25 protein-coding genes and 1 riboswitch are annotated in these 21,951 nt (G+C 69.5%); of the genes, 11 read left to right on the top strand and 14 right to left on the bottom strand.

Going from position 1 to position 21,951, the window contains the following annotated elements:
- Positions 1–80: 80 nt before the first annotated feature.
- Positions 81–746, bottom strand: a complete 666-nt coding sequence (gene thiE, locus H5411_RS32910) for a thiamine phosphate synthase (RefSeq protein ID WP_101437280.1) — start codon at positions 744–746, stop codon at positions 81–83.
- A gap of 30 nt (positions 747–776) precedes the next feature.
- A riboswitch (TPP riboswitch) is annotated at positions 777–882 on the top strand.
- Between thiE and thiO the strand changes: the two genes are divergently transcribed.
- The 3 genes from thiO to thiG all read left to right on the top strand — a co-directional run bounded on the left by thiO (position 879) and on the right by thiG (position 2,922).
- Positions 879–1,967 (top strand): glycine oxidase ThiO, encoded by a 1,089-nt coding sequence (thiO, locus tag H5411_RS32905; protein WP_183126044.1) that lies wholly within the window; start codon positions 879–881, stop codon positions 1,965–1,967. Its footprint overlaps the riboswitch before it by 4 nt.
- The gene (thiS, locus tag H5411_RS32900) at positions 1,967–2,167 is read left to right on the top strand and encodes a sulfur carrier protein ThiS (RefSeq protein WP_037361904.1); all 201 of its coding nucleotides are present in this window, start codon (positions 1,967–1,969) and stop codon (positions 2,165–2,167) included. The genes thiO and thiS overlap by 1 nt, the downstream gene beginning before the upstream one ends.
- 2 nt (positions 2,168–2,169) lie before the next feature.
- Positions 2,170–2,922 (top strand): thiazole synthase, encoded by a 753-nt coding sequence (gene thiG / locus H5411_RS32895; protein ID WP_037807946.1) that lies wholly within the window; start codon positions 2,170–2,172, stop codon positions 2,920–2,922.
- Position 2,923: 1 nt separating this feature from the next.
- On the opposite strand, the gene H5411_RS32890 is transcribed toward thiG, so the two are convergent.
- Positions 2,924–3,865 carry an NAD(P)-dependent alcohol dehydrogenase gene (locus H5411_RS32890; protein ID WP_183126043.1) on the bottom strand — a complete coding sequence of 314 codons (942 nt, stop codon included), beginning with the start codon at positions 3,863–3,865 and terminating at the stop codon, positions 2,924–2,926.
- A 57-nt stretch (positions 3,866–3,922) separates the two neighbouring features.
- On the opposite strand from H5411_RS32890, the gene H5411_RS32885 reads away from it, so the two are divergent.
- Positions 3,923–4,546 carry a TetR/AcrR family transcriptional regulator gene (locus H5411_RS32885; protein ID WP_183126042.1) on the top strand — a complete coding sequence of 208 codons (624 nt, stop codon included), beginning with the start codon at positions 3,923–3,925 and terminating at the stop codon, positions 4,544–4,546.
- 143 nt (positions 4,547–4,689) lie between these two features.
- A complete protein-coding gene (locus H5411_RS32880; protein WP_101440995.1) occupies positions 4,690–5,121 on the top strand; it encodes a MarR family winged helix-turn-helix transcriptional regulator in 432 nt (143 codons plus the stop codon).
- Here the strand turns inward: H5411_RS32880 and thiD (H5411_RS32875) are convergent.
- Complete coding sequence (gene thiD / locus H5411_RS32875; RefSeq protein WP_101437285.1) at positions 5,118–5,951, bottom strand: bifunctional hydroxymethylpyrimidine kinase/phosphomethylpyrimidine kinase; 834 nt, start codon at positions 5,949–5,951, stop codon at positions 5,118–5,120. The two genes, H5411_RS32880 and thiD (H5411_RS32875), sit on opposite strands and share 4 nt — an antisense overlap.
- A gap of 112 nt (positions 5,952–6,063) precedes the next feature.
- Here thiD (H5411_RS32875) and H5411_RS32870 point away from each other — a divergent pair, with 112 nt between their 5' ends.
- Positions 6,064–7,071 carry a phosphatidylinositol-specific phospholipase C domain-containing protein gene (locus tag H5411_RS32870; RefSeq protein ID WP_183126041.1) on the top strand — a complete coding sequence of 336 codons (1,008 nt, stop codon included), beginning with the start codon at positions 6,064–6,066 and terminating at the stop codon, positions 7,069–7,071.
- Here H5411_RS32870 and H5411_RS32865 read toward each other — a convergent pair.
- The 4 genes from H5411_RS32865 to H5411_RS32850 form a co-directional block, all read right to left on the bottom strand.
- Positions 7,068–7,271 carry a hypothetical protein gene (locus tag H5411_RS32865; protein WP_183126040.1) on the bottom strand — a complete coding sequence of 68 codons (204 nt, stop codon included), beginning with the start codon at positions 7,269–7,271 and terminating at the stop codon, positions 7,068–7,070. The two genes, H5411_RS32870 and H5411_RS32865, sit on opposite strands and share 4 nt — an antisense overlap.
- 16 nt (positions 7,272–7,287) lie before the next feature.
- Positions 7,288–8,112, bottom strand: coding sequence for a bifunctional hydroxymethylpyrimidine kinase/phosphomethylpyrimidine kinase (gene thiD, locus H5411_RS32860; protein ID WP_101437288.1), 825 nt, complete (start codon positions 8,110–8,112; stop codon positions 7,288–7,290).
- Positions 8,109–9,752: a phosphomethylpyrimidine synthase ThiC gene (gene thiC, locus H5411_RS32855; protein ID WP_279630011.1), complete on the bottom strand. Its 1,644-nt coding sequence runs from the start codon at positions 9,750–9,752 to the stop codon at positions 8,109–8,111. Before thiC ends, thiD (H5411_RS32860) begins: the two co-directional genes overlap by 4 nt.
- 473 nt (positions 9,753–10,225) lie before the next feature.
- Complete coding sequence (locus H5411_RS32850) at positions 10,226–10,792, bottom strand: peptide deformylase (protein ID WP_101437289.1); 567 nt, start codon at positions 10,790–10,792, stop codon at positions 10,226–10,228.
- Positions 10,793–10,931: 139 nt separating this feature from the next.
- Here H5411_RS32850 and H5411_RS32845 point away from each other — a divergent pair, with 139 nt between their 5' ends.
- Positions 10,932–11,240 carry a DUF3263 domain-containing protein gene (locus H5411_RS32845; RefSeq protein ID WP_009084016.1) on the top strand — a complete coding sequence of 103 codons (309 nt, stop codon included), beginning with the start codon at positions 10,932–10,934 and terminating at the stop codon, positions 11,238–11,240.
- Positions 11,237–11,899 carry a LytR C-terminal domain-containing protein gene (locus H5411_RS32840; RefSeq protein WP_183126039.1) on the top strand — a complete coding sequence of 221 codons (663 nt, stop codon included), beginning with the start codon at positions 11,237–11,239 and terminating at the stop codon, positions 11,897–11,899. Before H5411_RS32845 ends, H5411_RS32840 begins: the two co-directional genes overlap by 4 nt.
- 375 nt (positions 11,900–12,274) lie before the next feature.
- On the opposite strand, the gene H5411_RS32835 is transcribed toward H5411_RS32840, so the two are convergent.
- Both H5411_RS32835 and H5411_RS32830 read right to left on the bottom strand, forming a co-directional pair.
- A complete protein-coding gene (locus tag H5411_RS32835; protein WP_183126038.1) occupies positions 12,275–14,563 on the bottom strand; it encodes an AAA family ATPase in 2,289 nt (762 codons plus the stop codon).
- 54 nt (positions 14,564–14,617) lie between these two features.
- The gene (locus H5411_RS32830; protein WP_183126037.1) at positions 14,618–15,493 is read right to left on the bottom strand and encodes an alpha/beta fold hydrolase; all 876 of its coding nucleotides are present in this window, start codon (positions 15,491–15,493) and stop codon (positions 14,618–14,620) included.
- A 50-nt stretch (positions 15,494–15,543) separates the two neighbouring features.
- Between H5411_RS32830 and H5411_RS32825 the strand changes: the two genes are divergently transcribed.
- Positions 15,544–16,179 carry a winged helix-turn-helix transcriptional regulator gene (locus H5411_RS32825; protein WP_246369519.1) on the top strand — a complete coding sequence of 212 codons (636 nt, stop codon included), beginning with the start codon at positions 15,544–15,546 and terminating at the stop codon, positions 16,177–16,179.
- A gap of 1 nt (position 16,180) precedes the next feature.
- Here H5411_RS32825 and H5411_RS32820 read toward each other — a convergent pair whose 3' ends face one another.
- From H5411_RS32820 to H5411_RS32805, 4 genes are all read right to left on the bottom strand, one after another.
- A complete protein-coding gene (locus tag H5411_RS32820) occupies positions 16,181–16,348 on the bottom strand; it encodes a hypothetical protein (RefSeq protein WP_183126036.1) in 168 nt (55 codons plus the stop codon).
- A 39-nt stretch (positions 16,349–16,387) separates the two neighbouring features.
- Complete coding sequence (gene pssA, locus H5411_RS32815) at positions 16,388–17,356, bottom strand: CDP-diacylglycerol--serine O-phosphatidyltransferase (RefSeq protein ID WP_183126035.1); 969 nt, start codon at positions 17,354–17,356, stop codon at positions 16,388–16,390.
- A 2-nt stretch (positions 17,357–17,358) separates the two neighbouring features.
- The gene (locus H5411_RS32810; RefSeq protein ID WP_101437295.1) at positions 17,359–18,072 is read right to left on the bottom strand and encodes a phosphatidylserine decarboxylase; all 714 of its coding nucleotides are present in this window, start codon (positions 18,070–18,072) and stop codon (positions 17,359–17,361) included.
- 441 nt (positions 18,073–18,513) lie between these two features.
- On the bottom strand, positions 18,514–18,804 hold the full coding sequence (locus H5411_RS32805) for a GlsB/YeaQ/YmgE family stress response membrane protein (protein WP_101437297.1): 291 nt from the start codon (positions 18,802–18,804) through the stop codon (positions 18,514–18,516).
- A gap of 60 nt (positions 18,805–18,864) precedes the next feature.
- Between H5411_RS32805 and H5411_RS32800 the strand changes: the two genes are divergently transcribed.
- Together H5411_RS32800 and H5411_RS32795 are read left to right on the top strand one after the other, a co-directional pair.
- Positions 18,865–19,410, top strand: a complete 546-nt coding sequence (locus tag H5411_RS32800; protein WP_183126034.1) for an ArsR/SmtB family transcription factor — start codon at positions 18,865–18,867, stop codon at positions 19,408–19,410.
- Positions 19,407–20,630 (top strand): MFS transporter, encoded by a 1,224-nt coding sequence (locus H5411_RS32795; protein WP_183126033.1) that lies wholly within the window; start codon positions 19,407–19,409, stop codon positions 20,628–20,630. Before H5411_RS32800 ends, H5411_RS32795 begins: the two co-directional genes overlap by 4 nt.
- On the opposite strand, the gene moeA is transcribed toward H5411_RS32795, so the two are convergent.
- Positions 20,627–21,820, bottom strand: coding sequence for a molybdopterin molybdotransferase MoeA (gene moeA / locus H5411_RS32790; protein WP_183126032.1), 1,194 nt, complete (start codon positions 21,818–21,820; stop codon positions 20,627–20,629). The genes H5411_RS32795 and moeA overlap by 4 nt on opposite strands.
- Positions 21,821–21,951 lie beyond the last annotated feature (131 nt).

Genomic DNA, 21,951 nt, shown 5'->3' with positions numbered 1-21,951 from the left:
GCAGGGAGGCTTCGTATCGGGGTGCGGGGGTGGTGTGGGTGCCTCGATTGTGGGTGCGTTGGTGGCGGTTTTGTTGGGGGTTAGGGGAGCTGTGATTTTAGTGTTTCTGCGGCGGCTTTTGGATCTTCTGCTTCGGTGATGGCCCTGACCACGACGATGCGGGAGGCGCCTGCGTCCAGGACTTCTGGCAGGCGGGTCTCGTCGATTCCGCCGATCGCGAACCAGGGTCGGGTCGTGCCGATCGCTGCGGTTGAGCGGACTAGGCCCAGGCCGGGGGCGGAGCGGCCGGGTTTGGTGGGCGTCGGCCAGCAGGGGCCGGTGCAGAAGTAGTCCACTCCGTCTTCGACCGCGGCTGCCGCTGCTTGCTCCTCCGAATGGGTGGACCGGCCGATCACCACGTCGTCGCCCAGGACTCGGCGCGCGAGCGATACCGGAATGTCGTCCTGGCCCAGGTGCAGGACATCAGCTCCGACGGCCAGCGCCACATCCGCCCGGTCGTTGACCGAGAGCAACGCTCCATGCTGCGCGCAGGCCTCCGCCAGGACCTCTAGCGCCGCGATCTCCTGCTTGGCCTCCAGCGGCGCGCCGCCGGTCTTGTCCCGCAGCTGCACGATGTCCACGCCACCGGCCAGTGCGGCGTCGGCGAACTCGGCGAGGTCTCCGCGGGAGGCACGGGCGTCGGTGCACAAGTACAGCCGAGCGTCGGCTAGCCGGGCGCGAATCTGGTCTCCGGTCAAGGCAGGCATGGCGGTGACGTTACCCGCGCGCTACGGTGTGGGGGTCCGCACGGGAGCCCGAGGCACGGGCTGAGAGGGAGCTGCCGCTCCGACCGTGGAACCTGATCCGGGTCATGCCGGCGCAGGGAGCGTGATTCCACTGTGAACACCAGCACCACAACCGTCACTGTCGTCGGCGGCGGCGTCATCGGGCTGTCCGCGGCCTGGCGCGCGGCCGCCCGAGGATGGCGCGTCACGGTCGTCGACCCGGATCCGGTGCGCGGCGGCGCGTCCTGGCTGGCCGGCGGGATGCTCGCGCCGGTCACTGAGGCGTGGCCGGGCGAGGAAGCCGTGCTCAGCCTGGGGGAAGCGTCGCTGCGGCGCTGGCCGGGCTTCGCGCGGGACCTCGCCGCCGAAGGCACCGATCCCGGGCTGGCCGAGCACGGCACGATCGTCGTCGGGTTCGACAGCGCCGACGCCGGGCACCTCGACATCCTCGCCGGGTACCTGCGTTCGCTCGATCGCGACGTCGAGACGCTCACCGGCCGCGAGGCGAAGCGGCTCGCGGCAGGCCTTGGCGCGGTCCGCAGCGGCCTGCACGTGCCGGGCGATTTGGCGGTGGACAACCGGAAACTGCTCACAGCGCTGAGCAAAGCGGCTACGAAGCGTGGGGTTGAGTTCCGTCGCGAACGGCTGCAGAGCCTCTCTGAGGTGTCCGGTCCGGTGATCCTCGCTGCCGGAGCGTGGACCGGCCAGCTGCATTCGTCGCTGGAGCACGCCGTACGCCCGCTGAAGGGCGAAATCCTGCGGCTGCGTCCGCGTCGCGGCTGCCTGCCTCCTCCGCCGTACACGGTGCGCGCGATGGTCGAAGGACGGCCGATCTATCTGGTACCGCGAGAAGGCGGCGAACTGGTTCTTGGCGCGACGCAGTACGAGGCTGGTTTCGATCAGGCTGTCACCGCGCGCGGCGTACGCGAGTTGCTGGAAGGCGCGGAACGGATCCTGCCCGGCATCACGGAGTACGAGCTGGTGGAAGTCGCCGCCGGACTGCGCGCCGCGAGCCGCGACGCTTTGCCGTACATCGGCGAAGTGAGCGAAGGCGTGTACGCGGCGACAGGACACCACCGCAACGGTTTGCTGATGGCACCCGCGACTGCGGACGCCGTGGTCGCATGGCTGGCCGGCGAAGCCCCGCCCCCGGAGGTCGCCGCGGCGACGCCGGCCCGTCTGGTCGAGAAGGAGCGAGTCTGATGGAGATCAAGGTCAACGGCGAATGGCGGGAATTCCCCGACGACAGCACCGTTTCCGCGGTCTTGGACGCGCTGGGAGCGGAACGCCGCGGCGTGGCCGTCGCGGTCAACGGCGAGGTCGTGCGGCGTGGCGAATGGGAAGAGGCGGTCGTGCCGAAGGGCGCGCAGCTCGAAGTGCTGACTGCGGTTCAAGGAGGTTGAGCATGGACGACCTGATCATCGGCGAACACAAGCTGTCGTCGCGATTGATCATCGGCACCGGTGGCGCGGCGAATCTCGAAGTGCTGGAACGAGCGCTGGTCGCGTCGGGCACCCAGCTCACCACCGTGGCGATGCGCCGCGCCGACGCCGAGGGCGGCTCCGGCGTGCTGGAGTTGCTGCGGCGCTTGGACATCGAGCTGCTGCCCAACACCGCGGGCTGCCGGACGGCGGCCGAAGCCGTGCTCACCGCCCAGCTGGCCCGCGAGGCGCTGGAAACGAACCTGATCAAACTCGAGGTCCACGCCGACGACCGCACCCTGCTGCCCGATCCGCTGGAAACCCTCGAAGCAGCCGAACGCCTGGTGGCGGACGGGTTCACGGTGTTCGCCTACACCAACGACGACCCGGTGCTCGCCCTCCGCCTGGAGGAGGCGGGCTGCGCCGCGGTGATGCCGCTCGGCGCCCCGATCGGCACCGGGCTGGGCATCCGGAACCCGCACAACATCGAGCTGATCGTCTCGCGCGCGTCGGTGCCGATCGTGCTGGACGCGGGGATCGGCACGGCGTCGGACGCCACGCTGGCGATGGAACTCGGCTGCTCCGCGGTGCTGCTGTCGACCGCGGTGACCCGGGCGGCGGATCCGGAACGGATGGCGCTGGCGATGCGGAGCGCGGTGGAAGCCGGGTACCTGGCACGCGGCGCGGGACGGGTGCCGCAGCGGTTTTGGGCGCAGGCGTCGAGTCCGCCTCGCTGAACTACACCTCGACGACGATTTTGCCGCGCACACCGCCGTTTTCGAGCGCGCGGTGCGCGTCGGCAATGTCTGCCAGCGGAAACGCCTGATCCACCAACGGCCGCACCAACCCGGCAGTGACCCACCGGCTCAGATCAGCGAGCAGATCCGCCTTGGGGTTCCCGCTGAAAGCCCGTACCCAGCGGGTGGGCCGCAGCGAGTTCGCCGCGACATAGCCGAGCGTGCGGGCCGGATGGGCGAGGTCGAACGCGATCGCGACCATCCGTCCGCGCGCGGTCAGCAGCCGCCGGAACGTGTCGAGGTCGCGGCCGACCGTGTCGAGGATGACGTCGAACTTCCCGAGGACGCCCGGATCGCGGTAGTCGAGCGCGACGTCCGCGCCGAGTTCCCTTGCCAGCCCCAGGTTCTTGGCGCTGGCCAGCCCGGTCACGTGCGCGCCCATCGCCTTGCCGAGCTGGGTGGCCACGAAACCGACCCCGCCGGTCGCGCCGCGGATCAACAGGCGTTCGCCGGGCATGAGATGGGCTTTGTCGCGCAGCGCGGTAATCGCGGTGATGCCCGCCAGCAGCGACGCCGCCTGCGCCGGATCGAGCTCGGCCGGCACGTGGTCCAGCCGATCGGCGGCCATCGCGTGGTACTCAGCGGCGGTGCCCATCCGTCGCCCGCCGCCCCAGACGAGGTCGCCGACGGCGAACCTGCTCGTCCCGGGCTCGACCACCTCGCCGACCAGGTCCACGCCGATCCGCTTGGGGAAACGCTTGCCGCTGAACGGAAGCAGCTTCCCCGACCGCATGGCGAGTTCGCCGCCGTTGACCGACAGCGCGCGCACCCGGACGAGCACTTCGCCAGGGCCTGGCACCGGCGTCGGAACGGTGGTCCCGCGCAGGACGTCCGGCGGTCCGTAGCGGTCGTAGGTGATGGCTCGCATCGAAGTGGAAGGCATGTTCCACTTCTAGCACGGAAAGTGGAAAGGGTCTTCCGGTTCGCGTAAAGTGAGAGAGTGCCGGAAAAATCCACTCGGTTGCGCACTGACGCCGCCCACAATCGCGCGCGCATCCTCGAGGTCGCTGAACGCACCTTCGAGACCGAGGGCCTGGACGTGTCGATGAGCGAGCTGGCGCGCCGCGCTGGCCTCGGCGTCGCGACGGTGTACCGCCATTTCCCGACGAAAGCCGACCTGGTCGCCGAAGCCTTCGCGGAGCCGATGGCCGAATGCGCGGGCATGCTCGACGAGGCGCTCGCCGACCCCGATCCGTGGCGCGGGTTCTGCCGGGTGATCGAGGAGGTCTGCGCGATGCAGGCGCGCAACCACGGTTTCTCCGCCGCGATCGTGACCGCGCTGCCGGATCAGGCCGCTTTCGCGGAGCTGCGAGACCGGGCGTTGCGGGGGTTCGCCGAGTTGATCCGCCGGGCGCAAGAAGCCGGTGCGCTGCGGGCTGACTTCGCGGTTTCCGACCTGTCGCTGGTCTTGCTGGCGAACGGCGGACTGCGGTCGGGCGCGGGAGCCGCGGCGGCGGCGGCGTCGCGTCGGCTCGCGGGATACCTGCTGCAGTCGTTCCGGGCGGACGCCGCCGCGCCGCTGCCGCCGCCCGCGGAACTTCCGCTCGACGTGTCGGTGCTCTGAACGGGCGGGCAAGCTGCACAAATACCCAGGTTATGGTGATTTCGCCCGCGCTTGACACGGATTGTGCACGGGAACGCCGTATGGTTGACGGCACCCTTTCCGGCGCACCCAGCGGCGGGCACCAGCGTCAGAAGGAGCCGATCGTGACTCTTTCCTCGGTCCAGGACGTATCGGGCCGGTTGTACCTTGCGGTGGGACGGCTCTCGCGGTCGCTGCGCCAGGCGGGCGTGCCTGGGCCGGGCCACGGGTCGATCTCCGCGCTGGCCACCCTGGTCCACTTCGGCGAGCTGCGGCTGGGCGACCTCGCCGCGAAGGAAGGCGTCGCGGCGGCCACGATGTCGCGGATCGTGGCCACGCTGGTCGAGGCCGGCTACGTCACGCGCGAGTCCGACCCGCTCGACCGGCGCGCGTGGCTCGCCCGCGCCACGGAGGAAGGCGAACGCCTCGTCTCCGGCGTGCGCTCCACTCGCGTGCAGGAGCTCAACCGCCGCCTCGACCGGCTCACGCCCGAGGCACGCGAGTCGATCATCTCCGCGCTGCCCGCCCTGGAAGCCCTGATCTCCGACGAGGGCTAGCGCTCTTCCGGGGCCAGCCGCCAGAACGCCGACACCGGGCCGACCTTCGCGCCCATCGGGTACGAGTGCTCGACGGCCTGCGAGACGAACCACTTGCCATACCGCGCCGCTTCGACCACCGGCATGCCCTTGGCCAGCCCCGCGGTCAGCGCGGACGCCATGGTGTCGCCGGCCCCGTGCGTGTGCGGCGTCTGCCAGCGCGGGCCGGGCAGCTCCACGAAGGTCGAACCGTCGAAAAGCAGGTCGACGCACTCCGGGTCGGACTGCAGGTGGCCGCTCTTCACGAGCACGTACTTCGGGCCGAGCTGGTGCAGCACGACAGCCGCGGTGTGCATGCCTTCGCGGTCGGTCACGGTCATGCCGGTAAGCAGCCGCACCTCGTCCAGGTTCGGCGTGAGCACGGTGGCGCGCGGCAGGAGCTCGTCGCGCAACGCGGCGAGGCCGTTGTCGTCGAACAGAGACTGACCGGTCATCGCCGCGGCCACCGGGTCGACCACGAACGGAATCGCGCCGTCGCGCCCGATCCCGGCCTTGTCGCAGGCCGCCGCGACCGCGTGGATGATCTCCGCGGACGCCAGCATGCCGGTCTTCGCCGCGCCGACGCCCATGTCCGCCGCGACCGCCTCGATCTGCCCGGCGACGATGTGCGGCGGCAGGTCGGAGCGGTCGTGCACGCCGAGCGTGTTCTGGACGGTGACCGCGGTGACCGCGACCAGGCCGTGCACCCCGCAGGTGAGGAAGGTCCGCAGGTCCGCCTGCAGCCCGGCGGCCCCGCCGGAATCCGATCCGGCGATGGTGAGCGCGGAGGGCGGGCTCGGGTTCTCTGTCATGTGCGCGTTCCGACTTCTGGTCTGGTCCATTGAGGCAACTGTGCTTCAGTCACAGTCCACCACGATGGCACAGTAGGTGTTCGTGCTGGTCCAGTGACGAAGGAGACACCCTGTGAAGCTCGCCGCGGCCGGTCTTCTGCTCTTGTCCGCGCTGGCCTTCCCGGGGGTGGCCAGCGCGGACAGCCCGAAGCTCTCGCACGTGACCACGGTCGGCGTGCACAACACCTACGACCCGGCCGCGTACCCGTATCTCGCGCAGGCGCTGGACAACGGCTCCTCCCTGCTCGAACTCGACGTCTGGCCGGACTTCTTCACTCACGAGTGGAAGGTCAGCCACTCCAGCCCGCTCGGAAACGGCAACAACTGCGTCGACGCCCGAACGGCGGCCGACCTGTACTCCGGCGGGACCAACAAAGACCTCGAATCGTGCCTGGACGACATCCGGATCTGGCTCGGCGCCCATCCCGGCCGTCCGCCGCTCACGGTGAAGATCGAAATGAAGACCGGATTCTCCGCGAATACCGGCCTCGGTCCGGCCCAGCTGGACGCCGCGTTCCGCGACCATCTCGGTGCCGCGGTGTTCAAGCCCGCGGATCTTCTCGGCAACCACGCCACGCTCGATGAAGCGTCCAAAGCGGACAATTGGCCGACGCTGGACGCGTTGCGGGGCAAGGTGCTCACCGAGATCATCCCCGGCACCGTCGAAGAGGGAAACCCGACCGACACGTTGCACACCGACGTCGAGTACGCCGGTTATCTGCTGGACCAGAAGGCCGCCGGAAAGCTGGATTCGGTGCAGATCTTCCCGACCGTGCACGGCGCCGCGAGCGGCGATCCGCGCGACAAATACTCCGCGGAGCAGAAACCGTGGTTTGTCGTGTTCGACGGCGACGCGAGCGAATGGCTCGCGAAGGCCGGAATGTCCTGGTACGACGAAAACCACTACTACGTGGTCATGACGGACGCGCAGAACGTCGCGCCGGCCATCGACGACCACAACCCGACCGTCGACCAGGCGACGCAACGCGTGGCCGAACTGGCCAAACAGCACGCATCCGTGGTGACGTCCGACTGGACCGGCCTGACGACCGTGCTGCCGACGGTGGACGCGCGCGGCTAAAACCGCGGCGGCGGCTTCAGCACCGACATCCGGTATTGGTACACCGCTTGTGCTTCGGCGATCCCGGGCCGGGGCGCGACGCCCGAATTGCGGATCGTTTTGACCGCCGACGCGGTGCGGTGCTCGGTGACCAGGCCGTCGACCTCGTGCTGCACCTCAAGCGGCAGCTTCGCCCACAACGCTTCCGGTGTCTCGCTCATCCGCCCAGTGTCGCATTCACTGCGGGTTCGCGAGCCGCCAGAACGGGGAAACCGGGCCGACCCCGGCGCCGAGCGGATACGCCTCCTGGACGCAGCGTTCGATGAACCGCTTCGCCTCGGCGACCGCGGTGGGCACGTCCGCGCCCTTCGCGAGCGACGAGGTGATCGCCGACGCCATGGTGTCGCCGCCGCCGTGGGTGTTTTCCGTGTCGATGCGCGGACCGCTCAGCTCGAGCACCGTCGAACCATCGGTGAGCAGATCGACGCAATCGGCGGCGTCGTAGAGGTGCCCGCCCTTCACGAGAACCCACTGGGAACCGAACTCCAGCAACGCTTCCGCGGCCGCGCGCTGGCTCGTGGCATCGGTGACCGTGACGCCGGTCAGCAGCCGGACCTCGTCGAGATTCGGCGTGACGAGCGTGGCTCGCGGGAACAGTTCCGTCCGGATCGCTTCCAGTGCTTCTTCGCGCAGCAGCGCGTGGCCGGTCATCGACGCGGCCACCGGGTCGACCACGAACGGCGTGTCCGTGGTGCGTCCAATGTGGACTTCGTCCAGGGTTTTCGCCACCGCCTGAATGATTTCCGCGGTGGCGAGCATGCCGGTTTTCGCCGCGTTGACGCCCATGTCCTCGGCGACCGCTTTGATCTGCGCGGTGACGACGTCGACCGGAATCTCGGAAAACCCTTGCACGCCCAGCGAGTTCTGCACGGTGACCGCGGTGAGCGCGACCAGTCCGTGCACCCCGTTGGCGAAAAACGTGCGCAGGTCCGCCTGCACGCCCGCACCACCGCCGGAATCGGATCCGGCGATGGTGAGGGCGGTGCGGGGCGTGCTGGTCACTGGTTGACCACGGGCAGGTAGACCTTGTTGCCCTGCTCGGAAAACTCCGCGGACTTCTCGGCCATGCCCGCCTCGATCGCCTCCACGGAGGACAGACCGTGCTCCTCGGCGTACTTGCGCACGTCCTGGGTGATCCGCATCGAGCAGAACTTCGGCCCGCACATCGAGCAGAAGTGCGCGGTCTTGGCCGGTTCCGCGGGCAGCGTCTCGTCGTGGAAGGACCGCGCGGTGTCCGGGTCGAGCGACAGGTTGAACTGGTCGTTCCACCGGAATTCGAAGCGGGCCTTGGACAATTCGTCGTCCCAGTCCTGCGCGTACTGGTGCCCTTTGGCGAGGTCGGCGGCGTGCGCGGCGATCTTGTAAGTGATCACGCCGGTCTTCACGTCGTCGCGGTTCGGCAGGCCCAAGTGCTCCTTCGGCGTGACGTAGCACAGCATCGCCGTGCCGTACCAGCCGATCTGCGCCGCACCGATCGCCGAGGTGATGTGGTCATAGGCCGGAGCGATGTCCGTGGCGAGCGGGCCGAGCGTGTAGAACGGAGCCTCGCCGGTGAGCTTTTCCTCCAGCTCCACGTTTTCCTTGATCTTGTGCATCGGCACGTGGCCGGGGCCCTCGATCATCACCTGCACGTCGTGCTCGCGCGCGATGTGCGTCAGCTCGCCGAGGGTTTCCAGTTCGGCGAACTGGGCGCGGTCGTTGGCGTCCGCGATCGAACCGGGACGGAGGCCGTCGCCGAGCGAGAACGTGACGTCGTACTCTCGCAGGATCTCGCACAGCTCGGAGAAATGCGTGTACAGGAAGGATTCCTGGTGATGCGCGAGACACCAGGCGGCCATGATCGACCCGCCGCGGCTGACGATGCCGGTGACCCGGTGCGCGGTCAGCGGGATGTAGCGCAGCAGCACGCCGGCGTGCACCGTCATGTAGTCGACACCCTGCTCGCACTGCTCGATCACGGTGTCGCGGTAGATCTCCCAGGTGAGCTTTTCCGGCTCCCCGTTGACCTTTTCCAGCGCCTGGTAGATCGGCACGGTGCCGACCGGGACCGGCGAGTTGCGCACGATCCACTCACGCGTTTCGTGGATCCGCTTGCCGGTGGACAGGTCCATGATCGTGTCGGCTCCCCAGCGGGTCGCCCACACCATCTTGTCGACCTCTTCCTCCACAGAGGACCAGACGGCCGAATTTCCCATGTTGGCGTTGATCTTCACCAGGAAGTTCTTGCCGATGATCATCGGCTCGGTCTCCGGATGCTTGCGGTTGACCGGAATCACCGCGCGACCGCGGGCGACCTCGTCCCGCACGAACTCCGGCGTACAGCGTTCGCGCGCGGCGATGAACTCCATTTCCCGGGTGATCACCCCGGCTTTCGCCCAGCCGAGCTGGGTGTTGTGCTCCCGCCCGTCGGCCCAGCCGGACCGCAGCGGGTGAAGTCCATTGTGGACATCGATGTTCGCGTCCGGATCAGTGTAGGGCCCGGACGTGTCGTACACGTCGAAGTGCTCCCCGTTCGACAGGTCGATCCGCCGCGCCGGAACCCGCAGTCCGGATTCGGTGCGGTGGTACACCTTCCGCGAACCGGTGATCGGCCCGGTGGTGACGGACGGGGCGATGGCACCCTGATTTTCCAGCGTCGTCAACGACGTTCACTCCCTACGCCGGCATTACCCGGTCAGGTTCATGCGGTCGGTGACACCGGGTGTCCGCGAGATGGACACCAGCCACCCTCTCAGCCCGCCAAGGCGCGAGCTCCCGCGTTGCATTCGGTTGAGGTTGCCTGTCCGACGATGCCATGCGGTGTCGGGTCGGCACAACCCCGCCGCGGTGTTGGATTGCCCCGGCGGTGTTGATGGCCTCGGCTCCGCCGAGGCGCCGAGATCGCCGGGAAGCTGGTTTCTTCCCTCCCGATTTCCCCGGCCTGGGGGCCGGGGAAATCGCTCAGTCCAGAAACCAGCGCGATCTCGGGTTGTGGTCCGGAGACTGGCGCGCTCTTGCGGTGTGGTCCGGAGATCGGCGCGGTCTCGCGGGGTGGTCTAGTGACCGGCGCGGTCTCGCGGGGTGGTCCAGTGACCGGCGCGAGCATGCGGTGTGGTCTCGCGACCCGTCGCGCGGGTCAGGCGTCTGCGGGTTCCTTGGGCGGCAGCCAGGTCAGGCCGGGCACGCCCCATTTGTTCTTCTTCAGCATCTTCTTCGCCGCGCGCGCGTGGCGGCCGACGAGGCGGTCCAGGTAGATGAAGCCGTCGAGGTGATCGGTCTCATGCTGCAGGCACCGCGCGAAGTAGCCGGTGCCCTCGACCTCGATCGGATTTCCCTCGACGTCGAAGCCGGTCACCTTCGCCCACGAGGCGCGCCCGGTCGGGTACGACTCGCCAGGGGCGGACAGGCAGCCCTCCCAGTCGTCGTCCGGGTCCGGCATGGTCTCCGGGATCTCGGAGGTCTCCAGCTTCGGGTTGACCACCACGCCCTTGTGCTGCTTGCCCTCGTCGTCCGGGCAGTCGTATACGAATACCCGCAGGTCGAGCCCGATCTGATTGGCCGCGAGGCCCACGCCCTCGGCCGCGTACATGGTCTCGAACATGTCCTCGACGAGGGTGGCGAGCTTGTCGTCGAACTCGGTGATCTCGCGCGTGGGCTGGTGCAGCACGGGTTCGCCGGCGATGCAGATGGGGTGGACGGTCACGGACGCCGAGTTTAGTCGGACCCTTCTGATAGACCTGGATCGGACCGTGACGCGCCGTGTCGGATGCCCATGTCGAGCATGGGTTCCGTGGTTCAATGACGCCCGCGGAAGGACTGCCGACACCGATTGCGAGGACCGCATGGACGCCGCGGAGTCGATGGCTGGGAACCAGCCGTCGCCGCCGGAGAATGTCGGTGGCCTGACCGAACGCGAACTGGACATCCTCGCGTTCGAGCGGCAGTGGTGGCGCCACGCCGGGGCGAAGGAGAACGCCATCCGGGAGCGCTTCGGACTGTCCTCCACCCGTTACTACCAGTTGCTGAACACGCTGCTGGCCAAGCCGGAGGCGGTCGCGGCCGATCCGATGCTGGTCAAGCGGCTGCGCAAAACGCGCGCCGCCCGTCAGCGCAAACGCGGGGCCCGGCGGTTGGGGATCGAGCTGTCATGAGCGTCTTCTCGGGACTGTCCCGGCCGCTGAAAGCCGCGGGCGTCGCGCTGATCGGGGTCGCGGTCGTCGCCGCCGTCATCGGCGGGGTGACCGTGCTCAACACGAGCGGGGACCAGAACGCCGGGCCGAGCACGTCCGGCGAGCCCACCGCGCCCGGCGGATCGTCGTCCGCGCCGCAGCAGTCCTCCTCGGCTCCCAGCTCCGCGCCGTCGTCGCCCGCCTCCTCGTCGGCCCCGGCCTCGTCGTCCGCCGCCTCGTCGGGTCCGGCTTCGGGCCAGCCCGGGCAGCCCGGCGGCCAGCCGGGCCAGCAGCCAGGACAGCCAGGCCAGGCGGGTCCGGACCAGCAGGCCTCGAACAAGTGGGTCACCCTGCGGGTCTACAACAACTCGCTGATCAAGCACCTCGCCGAACAGGCCGCCGCCGACTTCCGCGGGTCGGGCTGGAACGTCGCCGAGGTCGGCAACTACTCGCAGGGCAACATCCCGACGACCACGGCCTACTTCCGGCCGGGCACCGACGAGGAAGCCGCCGCGAAGCAGCTGGCCGCCGAATTCGGCTTCCAGGCCCAGCCCCGGTTCGAGGGCATCCAGAACTCGAGCCCGGGCGTGATAGTGATCATCACGAAGGACTACCAGCCCGGCGGACACAAGGGCAGCTGACCTTCCCGCACCTACGACAAAGCCCGCGCTACGGCGCGGGCTTTGTCATGTGTGCTGGCTGCCGGGTCGTGCCGCGGTGCGGGCTGCCGGGTGGGTGGTGCTGGGCCGCGCACAGGGGGTTGCCCGATGGGCTGCCCGCGTTTAGTGCTCGGCTGGTTCACGTGCGGAGCGCGGCCGCTCGACACGTCTGGCAGCTCGGCAAGCATGTCCGGCAGCGAGCCGCTGCCGATCAGCTGTCGCGAGGTGGCGAGTACTGCCTGCGCGCCTGTCCGGCTCAGCGCACCCCAATGCCACATCGGGGCGGTCGTCTAGTACGCGACATCGGCGGCCGCGGAGGGCGAGCGGTTCGGCACGGCGGGCGGCGCACTCACGGCCTCACCGTTCCTGCTGCGCCTGCGCGTAAGCCTCCAGCGTCGCCAGCTGCGCGGCGTCCAGCGACGGCCGCACCGCCTCGCGCGCCTTGTCCAAGTGCGCCGCGGTCACCTCGCGTGCCTCCAGCGACTCGCGCATCGCGGTCAGCGCCGCCTCGCGGATCAGCGCGGCGCAGTCGGCGGCCGAGTAGCCCTCCAACGCCTCCGCGGTGGCCGCGAGGTCCACATCGGACGCCAGCGGGGTGTGCTTGGCCGTCGCGGCGAGGATCGCGGCGCGGGATTCGGCGTCCGGCGGCGGGACGTAGATCCGCCGCTCCAGCCGTCCGGGACGCAGGAGCGCCGGGTCGACCAGTTCGGGCCGGTTCGTCGCGCCCAGCACGACGACCTCGCGCATCGGCTCGACGCCGTCCAGTTCGGTGAGCAGCGCGGCGACCACGCGGTCGGCCACGCCGGAGTCGGACGACTGGCCGCGGCGCGGGGCGAGCGCGTCGATTTCGTCGAGGAAGATCAGCGAGGGGGCGGCGTCGGCGGCCCGGCGGAACAGGTCGCGGACCGCGCGCTCCGATTCGCCGACCCATTTGTCCAGCAGTTCCGCGCCCTTGATCGCGAAGACGTTCAGCGCGCCGGTGCCGGCGAGCGCCCGGACCAGGAACGTCTTGCCGCCGCCGGGCGGGCCGTACAGCAGCACACCGCGCGGCGGTTCGATGCCGAGCCGCGCGAACGAGTCCGGGTAGCGCAGCGGCCACAGCACGGTTTCGGTGAGCGCTTCCTTGACCGACGTCATGTTGCCGACGTCGTCCAGGGTCAGCCCGCCGGTGGCCAGGTTGTCCGAAGTGGACAGCGAGATCGGCCGGACGGTCGCGAGCGCGTCGAGCAGGTCCTGCTGGGAGATCTTGGGTTCGTCGACGTCCCGCTGACGCAGCGCGGCCCGCAACGCCGCGTCCCGGCGGAGGGCGAGCAGGTCGGCGGCGACGAATCCGGGGGTCCGTTCGGCGAGCACGCCCAGGTCTGCACCGGATTCGACCGGCACGTCGCGAAGCAGGATCCGGAGCAGTTCGACGCGCGTTTTCGCGTCCGGCAGCGGCAGTCCCAGCTCGCGGTCGAGCAGGTCGGTGCCGCGTAGCCGCGGATCCACCGACTCGGCCCGCGCGGTCGTGGCCACCACGGCCAGCCCGTCCCGGCGCAGCGCGGCGCGCAGTTCTTCCAACACCACGGTGGCCACCGGCGGTGGCTGGGTGGCCGGGAGCAGCGCGTCGATGTCGTTGATCAACAGCACGCCGGGACCGTCGCCGTCCGCGGCGCGATCGATGGCCGCCCGCAGCGACCGGTGCGCCGCATTCGGTTCCAGCACCGCGATATTCGGCGCGGTCACCGACACCACGCGCACCTTCTCCGCCGCGGCGACCGACCGCACCAGCGTCGCCTTGCCGACGCCCTCCGGTCCGGACAGCAGCACGCCCAGATGCGCCGAAGTGCCCAGCTTCGCCAGGAGTTCCGGTCGGTGGAACGCCAAATCGAACCACTCGGACAGCTTGCGCGCCGCGCTCTCGGCCCCGACCAGATCGGCGACCGGCACCGGCTCGTCCTGCTCTTCCTCGCGAGCCTCCGTAACGACCTCTTCGACGATCTCCGCTTCGAGATAGTCCTCGGCCGCGGTGACGGCGGTGGTGCGGACGAGCGCGGTCGCGTTGCGCGCCGACGGTTCGCTGGCGGGGGTGCCAGTGCGGGCGCCGTCCCGCCAGCTGACCACAGTGGACGGTCCGACGACGACCACGCCAGCCGGTTCCGTCGCCGTGACAGTCAGCAGCTCATTGGTCCACGTCGCCCCGATCACGCGGGACAGCTGGCCCCGCACGGCGGCGACGTCCGATCCCGGCGCGGGCGCGAGGTCTTGCGGCAACAGGGAAACCGCGTCGCCGCGGGTGAGCACCTTGCCCGTGAGCGCGAGCCGCAACGTCTGCGGCGACACCGAAACCGACGCCAGCCGAGACCCGGACACGGTGACCGTGCGGGCAGCGGCGACCTCTGCGGGCGACACCACGACCTCGCCGCCCTCAGCGACGCCGAGGTTCGACATGGTGACGTCGTCGGTCAACACGACCCCCGGCGTCGCTTCCTCCGCGGCGGGCGCGGCCAACGCGGCACTGCGCCGCGCGCCGGTGAGATGCACGGCGTCCCAGGCGCGCAGGCCGAGCGCGTCGAGCACTTCCGGATGCAGCCGGACAACTCCGCGCCGCGCGTCGAGCGCGGACGGCGTGTGCCGGACGGTCAGGGTGATCTGCGGATCGCTCACCCTGCTCACCCTAATGAACCGGCGGGCGGTTATGGGCGAACGAGAGAACCGCGCTTACTGCGTCGCGGACCAGTCGCGGATCGCGGCGACGAACTCCTCGGGCGCGTCGGACTCCACGTAAAGCCCTACGCCGTCAAGGGTCACGGTCTGGTGATGGGGGAAGGTCGCTTCCAGCCGTTCGCGTTCCCGGGTGCGGAAGCCGATCTGAGCGTTGCCCCACACGATCAGGGTCGGCAGTTCGGCGAGAGCGGGAAGGCCGGCCTCGACCTCGGCGAAGAAGGCCCGGCTGCCGAGAATTCGGCCGGGGAGCACGCCGGAGGCCTGGCGTCGCTCGGGCGTGTCCATCGCGCGACGGTAGTGGGTCATTTCGGCCGCGGTCAGCTTCCGCTTGCGGTGGCCCATGGGGAGGAACGCCTTGACGACGAGGTTGAGCCGCCGGGCCAGAAAGCGGATCGGCGGTCCGCCGCCGAGGAGCCCGAACGCCTCGAAGTACGGGTCGCCGTTGACCGGCCAGGCCCAGGTGTTGACGAGGACCAGCCGCTCGAACACACCCGGTCTGCGCTGCGCGGCAGCGAGGCCGATCGGCCCGCCCCAGTCCTGTCCGACCAGGGTGGCCCCGCTGAGGCCGAGCGCGTCGACGAAACCGGTGACCACGTCGGCGTGTTCCTCGGGCAGGTAGCGGTAACCGGGCCGTGCCGTCGACAGTCCGAAGCCCGGATAGTCGAGGGCGACGCACCGGAAGTCTTCGCGGAGTGCGCGGATCACGTCGCGCCAGAGGAATGACCAGGTCGGATTGCCGTGCAGGAGCAGCAGAGTCGGGCCGGAACCCTCGTCGACGTAATGGACGGTGTGCCCGTCGATGTCGGCAAACCGGCTCTTGAACGGGAACAAGTCGTCATCGACCCAGGCGGGCCGTGCGCTCTCAGCCATGTCGCCCCCTATGCTTGAGCACGACAAGCGTACTTGAGATTGTCAAGTGGATGGACATAATGCGCAGCTACGGCCAGTACTGCGGGCTCGCCCGGTCCCTCGAAATCGTCGGCGACCGGTGGAACCTGCTGATCGTCCGCCAGCTCCTGCTCGGCCCCGCGCGCTACCGGGACCTGATCGACGGGCTCCCGGGCATCGCGACCAACCTCCTCGCCGACCGGCTCCGCGACCTCGAGGCCGCGGGTGTGGTGGAGCGGCGGCTGGCGGGCAAGGGCAATGCGGTCGAGTACGCCCTCACGTCATGGGGCGCTGAGCTGCGCGAACCGATCGAGAGCCTGATCCGTTGGTCCACGCCGTTGATGGTCCGCGGCCCGGAGGGCGATTCGTTCCGCCCCGAATGGCTCGCGCTCGCCGTTCCCGCCCTGCTCAACGCCAGGGTCAAGATCCGAACCGCGGCGACGGTCGGCCTTGACATCGGCGGCCCGCCCTTCCAGCTCCGCGCGACGCGCTCCGGCTTCGAGGTCAGCCCACAGGACGGCCGCGACCTCGACGCCACCGTCCGCGCTGATCCGGCCTGCGTCCTCGGCCTCGCCGCGGGCGCTCTCGCGCTCGACGACGCCCGAGCCCTCGGGATGCTCGAAATCGACGGCGACGAGTCTGTGGTTCGCGCGGTGTTCGCCGCCTGAGCTACTGCCGCGTCCAGCCGTCGAAGGAAAGGATGTCGTCCACCGGCGGGCGGCTGGCGGGGGCGAACTCGCGCTGGGTCGAGTAGGCCACCGCGAGCAGGCCGATCTGCTGGACGGCCTCGTGGCCCGGATGTTCGAGGCCGACTGCCGACCGGATTTCGAGACGCAACCGGACCTGCTGGTGTCCGCGCTGGGGAAGGGACTGAACCTACCGGCGCCGGATGCCGATCCGACGCCAGCTGCGCCGCCGCTGGGTAGGCCCGGACGTGGCCGAGCTGTGGTCCCGCTCCCGCAGATTCCGGCTCCGCACCAGGTCCGAGTTCGTCCGCCGCACCGCGCGCATCGCCGCACCGGCGACGCGGCCCGAGGCCGGGCGCAACCGCAGCCGTCGGTGGCTGCGGGCCCGGCGGATCGCGCGGCGCTCCCGCGGCGGCACCTCCCAGGCCTCCGGGTGCGCGGCGAGCCAGCGGTGCCGGTAGACCGAATACGGGATGTGCAGCAGGTACAGCACCAGTGCGATCGCCAGCGCCACCAACGGGAACACGATGATCGCGGCGGCCAGCAGGCCGACGCCGACCAGGATCGGCGCGATCGCTTTCGCCGGAGCCTTCACGGTCTTCAGCGACAGCGTCGGGATGCGGCTGATCAGGAGCGCGGCGACCGCGATGGTCCACACGAAGACGACGTACTGCTGGGACCACCAGCCCTCGCCCCACTGCAGCGTGGCGATCAGCGGCAGCATCGCGACCAGACCGCCGGCCGGTGCGGGCACGCCGACGAAAAACTCGGCCGCGTACGGCGGCTGGTCGGTGTCGTCGAGCAGCGTGTTGAAGCGGGCGAGTCGCAGGATCATGCAGACCGCGAAGATCAGCGACGCGACCCAGCCGATGCGGTCCCCGTGCGACTGCCAGACGTAGAGCACCAGCGCGGGCGCGACGCCGAACGAGATGCCGTCGGACAGCGAGTCGAGTTCGGCTCCCATTTTGGACGTCGCGTCGAGCAGCCGGGCGATGCGGCCGTCGAGGCTGTCGAGGACGGCGGCGATGCCGATCGAGCCGATCGACATGGCGTAGTTCCCGGTGAGGGCGAACTGCACCGAGGAGAGACCGGCGCAGAGCGCGAGCACGGTGATCGCGTTCGGCAGCAGCCGGACGCCCGGGGTGGTCACGCGGACCATGGTCAGCTTTCTCCCTGCACAGGAAGTTCGGCGAGCACGGTTTCGCCGCCAACGGTGCGCTGGCCCTTGGCCACCACGACCCGGCTGCCTGGCGGCAGGTAAGTGTCGACGCGCGAGCCGAAGCGGATGATGCCGTAGGTGTCGCCCGCGGACACCTTGTCGCCCTCGCGGACGTCGCACCGGATGCGGCGCGCGACCAGCCCGGCGATCTGCACGACGACGAGCTCGTGGCCGTCGACGGTGTGCAGCACCAGCGAATTGCGCTCGTTGACCTCGCTCGCCTTGTCGAGGTCCGCGGAAAGGAATTTGCCCGGCTTGTACGCGACCTTCGAGATCACGCCCGCCGCCGGCGTGCGCTGGACGTGCACGTCGTAGACCGACAGGAAGACGCTCACCCGCATCCGCGGTTCGGCGGGAAGGCCGAGCTCGGCGGGCGGGACCGCTTCCTCGATGAGCGAGACGGTGCCGTCGGCGGCCGAGATCGCGACGTTGTCCCGCGCCGGGGGCACGCGCTTCGGCTCGCGGAAGAACGCCGCCATGCCCGCGGTGGCGAGCCCGCCGACCACGCCGAGGCGCTTGGAGAACCGGCGCAGCACGAGCGTCGCGGCGAGGCCGCCGAAGAGGAACGGCCGTCCTGCCGGGTGCATCGGCGGGAACGTCTCGCGGGCCAGCTGGACAGCGTGCGCGAGGGGGTTACCGGTGGGCTGGCCGCTCATGGGTCGAGTTCCCCGCTGTTCGTCTCGGTCGGTGTAAGGGTCCGATTTGGGCTTCCCCACGCTACCGCCCGCCTGCGGCGGACCCGGCGGCCCCTGGTCGTAAGGGTCGCCGCGGCACGGGTGGGCGCGACCACAAACCGGTAACGACGCGTCGAACAATCCGATAACACCGAGTAGTTGACGCCGCTCGGGACCGGTGCCCGGGCCGACCTGGCGAGGGAGACGATGGCGGTACCCGATCTGCTCGCGCAGCTGTTGCGCGCCTGGCGCCGGGATGTCGTTTCGACGCCCGTTCCGCAGCTCGTCGACCCTGTTCACGCCGCTCGGCTCGTGCGGGCCGCGGCCCGGGTGCGTGCGTCCCCCGACGAAGCACGCACCCGGCCGCGGAACGGATCAGTTTAGCCCGCACACCAGGTGTTCTGACGGATCGTCGGAAAACCGTTACCAACGGTCACGATCGCGGCGGCTCGAGGTCGCGGCTCCGACCAGCCGCAGGACGAGCAGCAGCACGACCGCGCCGAGGATGGCGACGCCGAAGCTCGGGAAATCGAAGTCGAAGTGCTGCTGCTCACCGGTCGCGAGCCGGTAGATGAAACCGCCGAGGGCCGCCCCGACCACGCCGACCAGCACGCTGACGAGACAGCCCTGCCGCTGCCGTTCCCGGCCGCCGACCACGAGGTTCGCGATCCAGCCGACCAGCGCGCCGAAGACGATCCACAGGATGATGCCCATGCCTCGAGGATACCCGCGGGGTATTGCACAAGAGTTATTGTACAACTACTCTTGTGCAATATGGAGGTCCGCGATTCCCAGGTGCTGGCCGCGATGTCGCATCCGTTGCGCCGCCGCCTGCTGGACATGCTGAAGCTGGACGGCCCGGCCACCGCGTCGGTGCTCGCGGAGAAAACCGGGCAGGCGGTGGGCAACGTGAGCCACCACTTGAAGGTGCTTTCCGGGGCCGGTCTGGTGGTCGAAGCGCCGGAGTTGGCGCGGGATCGGCGAGAACGGTGGTGGCGGCGCCCGTCCGACACGTTGTCGTGGGTCACTTCGGACTTCGCTGGGGACCCGGTGGCGGAGGTCGCGGAGGCGGTGAGCCTCGATCGGCAGACGACGTTGTCGCGGGCCTGGCTTTCGGAAATGGAGACGGCTCCGAAGGAATGGCGCGACGCGTGGTTCTCGACTGATGCGTGGATGCGGTTGACGCCTGCGGAATTAGCGGAGTTGAACGATCGGATGACCGCGCTTTTCCAGGAATTCGGTGCTAAGGCGGCTTCTGATCCTTCGACGGAACGGCTGCCGGTCTTCGTGTTTGGGCGTGGTTTCAGAGCGCAGCCGTGAGAGGCGTCGCGTTCCGTTTCTTGTGGACTGGGCAGACCGTCAGCACGGTCGGCAGCGCGGTGGCCAGTGCGTCGGTTCCGTTGGTAGCGTTGCTAGTTCTGCACGCCTCGACGTTCGAGGTCGCTTCGCTGACCGCTGCCGCGTGGGTTCCGTGGCTCGCGGTGGGGTTGCCTGCCGGGGCTTGGGTCGACCGGTGGCCTAAACGGCGGGTGATGCTCATCTGCGACGTCATCCAGATGGCTGCTTTTCTCGCCGTTCCTGTTTCGTGGGCTTTTTGCTTTCTTTCTGTCTGGGCGCTCTTAGCTGCCGCTTTAGTGGGCGGCTTTGCTAAGGTCTTCTTTTCCCTTGCCTATCGAGCTTTCCTTCCGTCTGTTGTGGACGATACGGATCTATTGGGAGCCAACGTCCGGCTCCAGGGTGCGGAGTCCGCCGCGCAAGTCGGCGGTCCTGGTTTGGCTGGACTGCTGGCTTCGTCGTTCGGACCAGTCAGCGGGGTGCTCGTGGATGCGCTGAGCTTCGGGTTTTCCGCACTATGCTTGGGTTTTTTGCGCGCCGACGAACCATCTCCGCGCCCGCGAACGCGCTTGCGCACCGAAATCGCCGAGGGCATGCGAATCGTGATCCGGGACCCTTACCTGCGGGTGCTGGTTTTGTCCGGCGGGGTCGCGAACCTGGCCCTGAACGGCTTTTTCGCGGTGGCAGTGGTGTTCCTGGTTGACGTGCTTGGTCAAGGCCCGGGTGCCGTCGGACTTGTGCTCGCTCTAGGCGAGGTCGGCGGAGTGCTCGGCGCGACGCTGGTGAGCCGCGTGGCCCGCCGGACCGGCACCGCTCGGGGTTTCCTGTGGTGCGAAGCGCTGGTAGTCCCGGCGATGCTGCTGGGCCCGCTGGCTCAGCCGGGATGGGGCTTGACGCTGTTTGTCCTTGCCGGAGCAGGAATCGCGGCGGGCGTGGTGGGGTCGAACGTGCTGGGCGCGACGTTCCGGCAGTGGTATTGCCCGCGCCATCTCTACGGACGGATCAGCGCGAGTTCAGCGATGGTCAACTACGGCACGATCCCGCTGGGCGCGCTGCTGGGCGGAGCGCTCGGACAAGCGGCCGGGGTACGGGTGGCGATGTTCGCGATGGTGGGCATTCAGCTGGCTTCGCTGGGAGTGCTGCTCGTGGGCCCGTTGCGGCGGGCGCGGGATTTTCCGGCAGCAACCCCTCTCGCCCAGCGCTAAAGCAGCAACACCTCAACCTCATCCCCCTCCGAAACCTCCGAAACCTCCTCCGGCAGCACAATCAGGCAGTTCGCCTGTGTGAACGCCGCCAGCAAATGCGATCCCGGCCCGCCCCTCGGCCCGACCATTCCGGTCACCTCGCCGAGAACCGGCGTGAAGAACCCCCTCCGGAACTGGCGTCGTCCGGCTGGAGAGGTCATGTCCTCGGTCAACCGGGCCCGCACTCGTCGGCGGTCCACGTCTGAATGGCCCATCGCCGACAGCACCGCCGGGCGCAGGAACGCTTCGAACGACACCAGCACACTCACCGGGTTCCCCGGCAGAGTCACCACTGGCACGCCGTTCCACCGGCCGCACCCCTGCGGGCCGCCCGGTTGCATCGCGATCTTCTGGAATTCCACGCCCTGCCCGGTCAGCGCGTCCTTCACCACTTCGTACGCGCCCGCCGACACCCCGCCGGAAGTGATCAGCAGGTCCACCGACTCCAGGCGCGGCTCGATGATCTTGCGGAATTCCTCCACCTCATCGACGACGCTCCGCACGACCTCGACCTGACAGCCGAGCTCCCGCAGCGCCGCCGCCAGCATCACGCTGTTCGACTCGTAGATTTGCCCGTGCTGCAACGGGTTCGGGGCTTCCACCAGCTCCGTGCCGGTCGACACCACCAGCACCGACAGCGGCCGGTACACCTCCAGTTCCGCCAGGCCGACCGCCGCGGCGAGACCGAGGTGCGCGTGGCTCAGGACGGTGCCCGCGTGCAGGGCGACGGCCCCCTTCGTGACGTCCTCGCCGGTCCGGCGGATGTGGTTGCCTTCCGCGGCCGCGCGGGAGATCCGGACTTCCGACGTACCGCGGTCGGTGTCCTCGACCATCACGATCGCGTCCGCGCCCGGCGGCAGCGGCGCGCCGGTCATGATCCGCTGAGCGGTACCCGATTCGAGCGGTTTGACGTCGACCCGGCCGGCCGGGATGTCGTCGGCCACGGGGAGCGTCACCGGCGCCTCGGCGACGTCCGCGGCGCGCACGGCGTACCCGTCCATCGCGGAGTTGTCGAAGGGCGGCAGCGCCACGCCGGCGAGCACGTCACGGGCCAGGACGAGCCCGGCGGCCTCAGCCACGGGAACAGTGCGGACAGGAGCGCGGCCGAGCAGTTCGGTCACGGTCTCGCGGTAGGCGTCGACGGAGATCACGCGGACCATCCTCCCTCTTGCTGCCCGTCGTGCAACACTCTCCCGGCACAAGCCGGGGAGTACGGGGAGAGTTCTGATGCAGTTTCGGGTCCGCAACCAGCCCGGGCGCGCCGCGCTCGCGACGCCCCGCT

The organism is Amycolatopsis echigonensis (assembly GCF_014174495.1).
In the GTDB taxonomy this organism is placed as follows: domain Bacteria; phylum Actinomycetota; class Actinomycetes; order Mycobacteriales; family Pseudonocardiaceae; genus Amycolatopsis; species Amycolatopsis echigonensis.
This window is presented reverse-complemented; position numbering and strand designations above follow the sequence as displayed.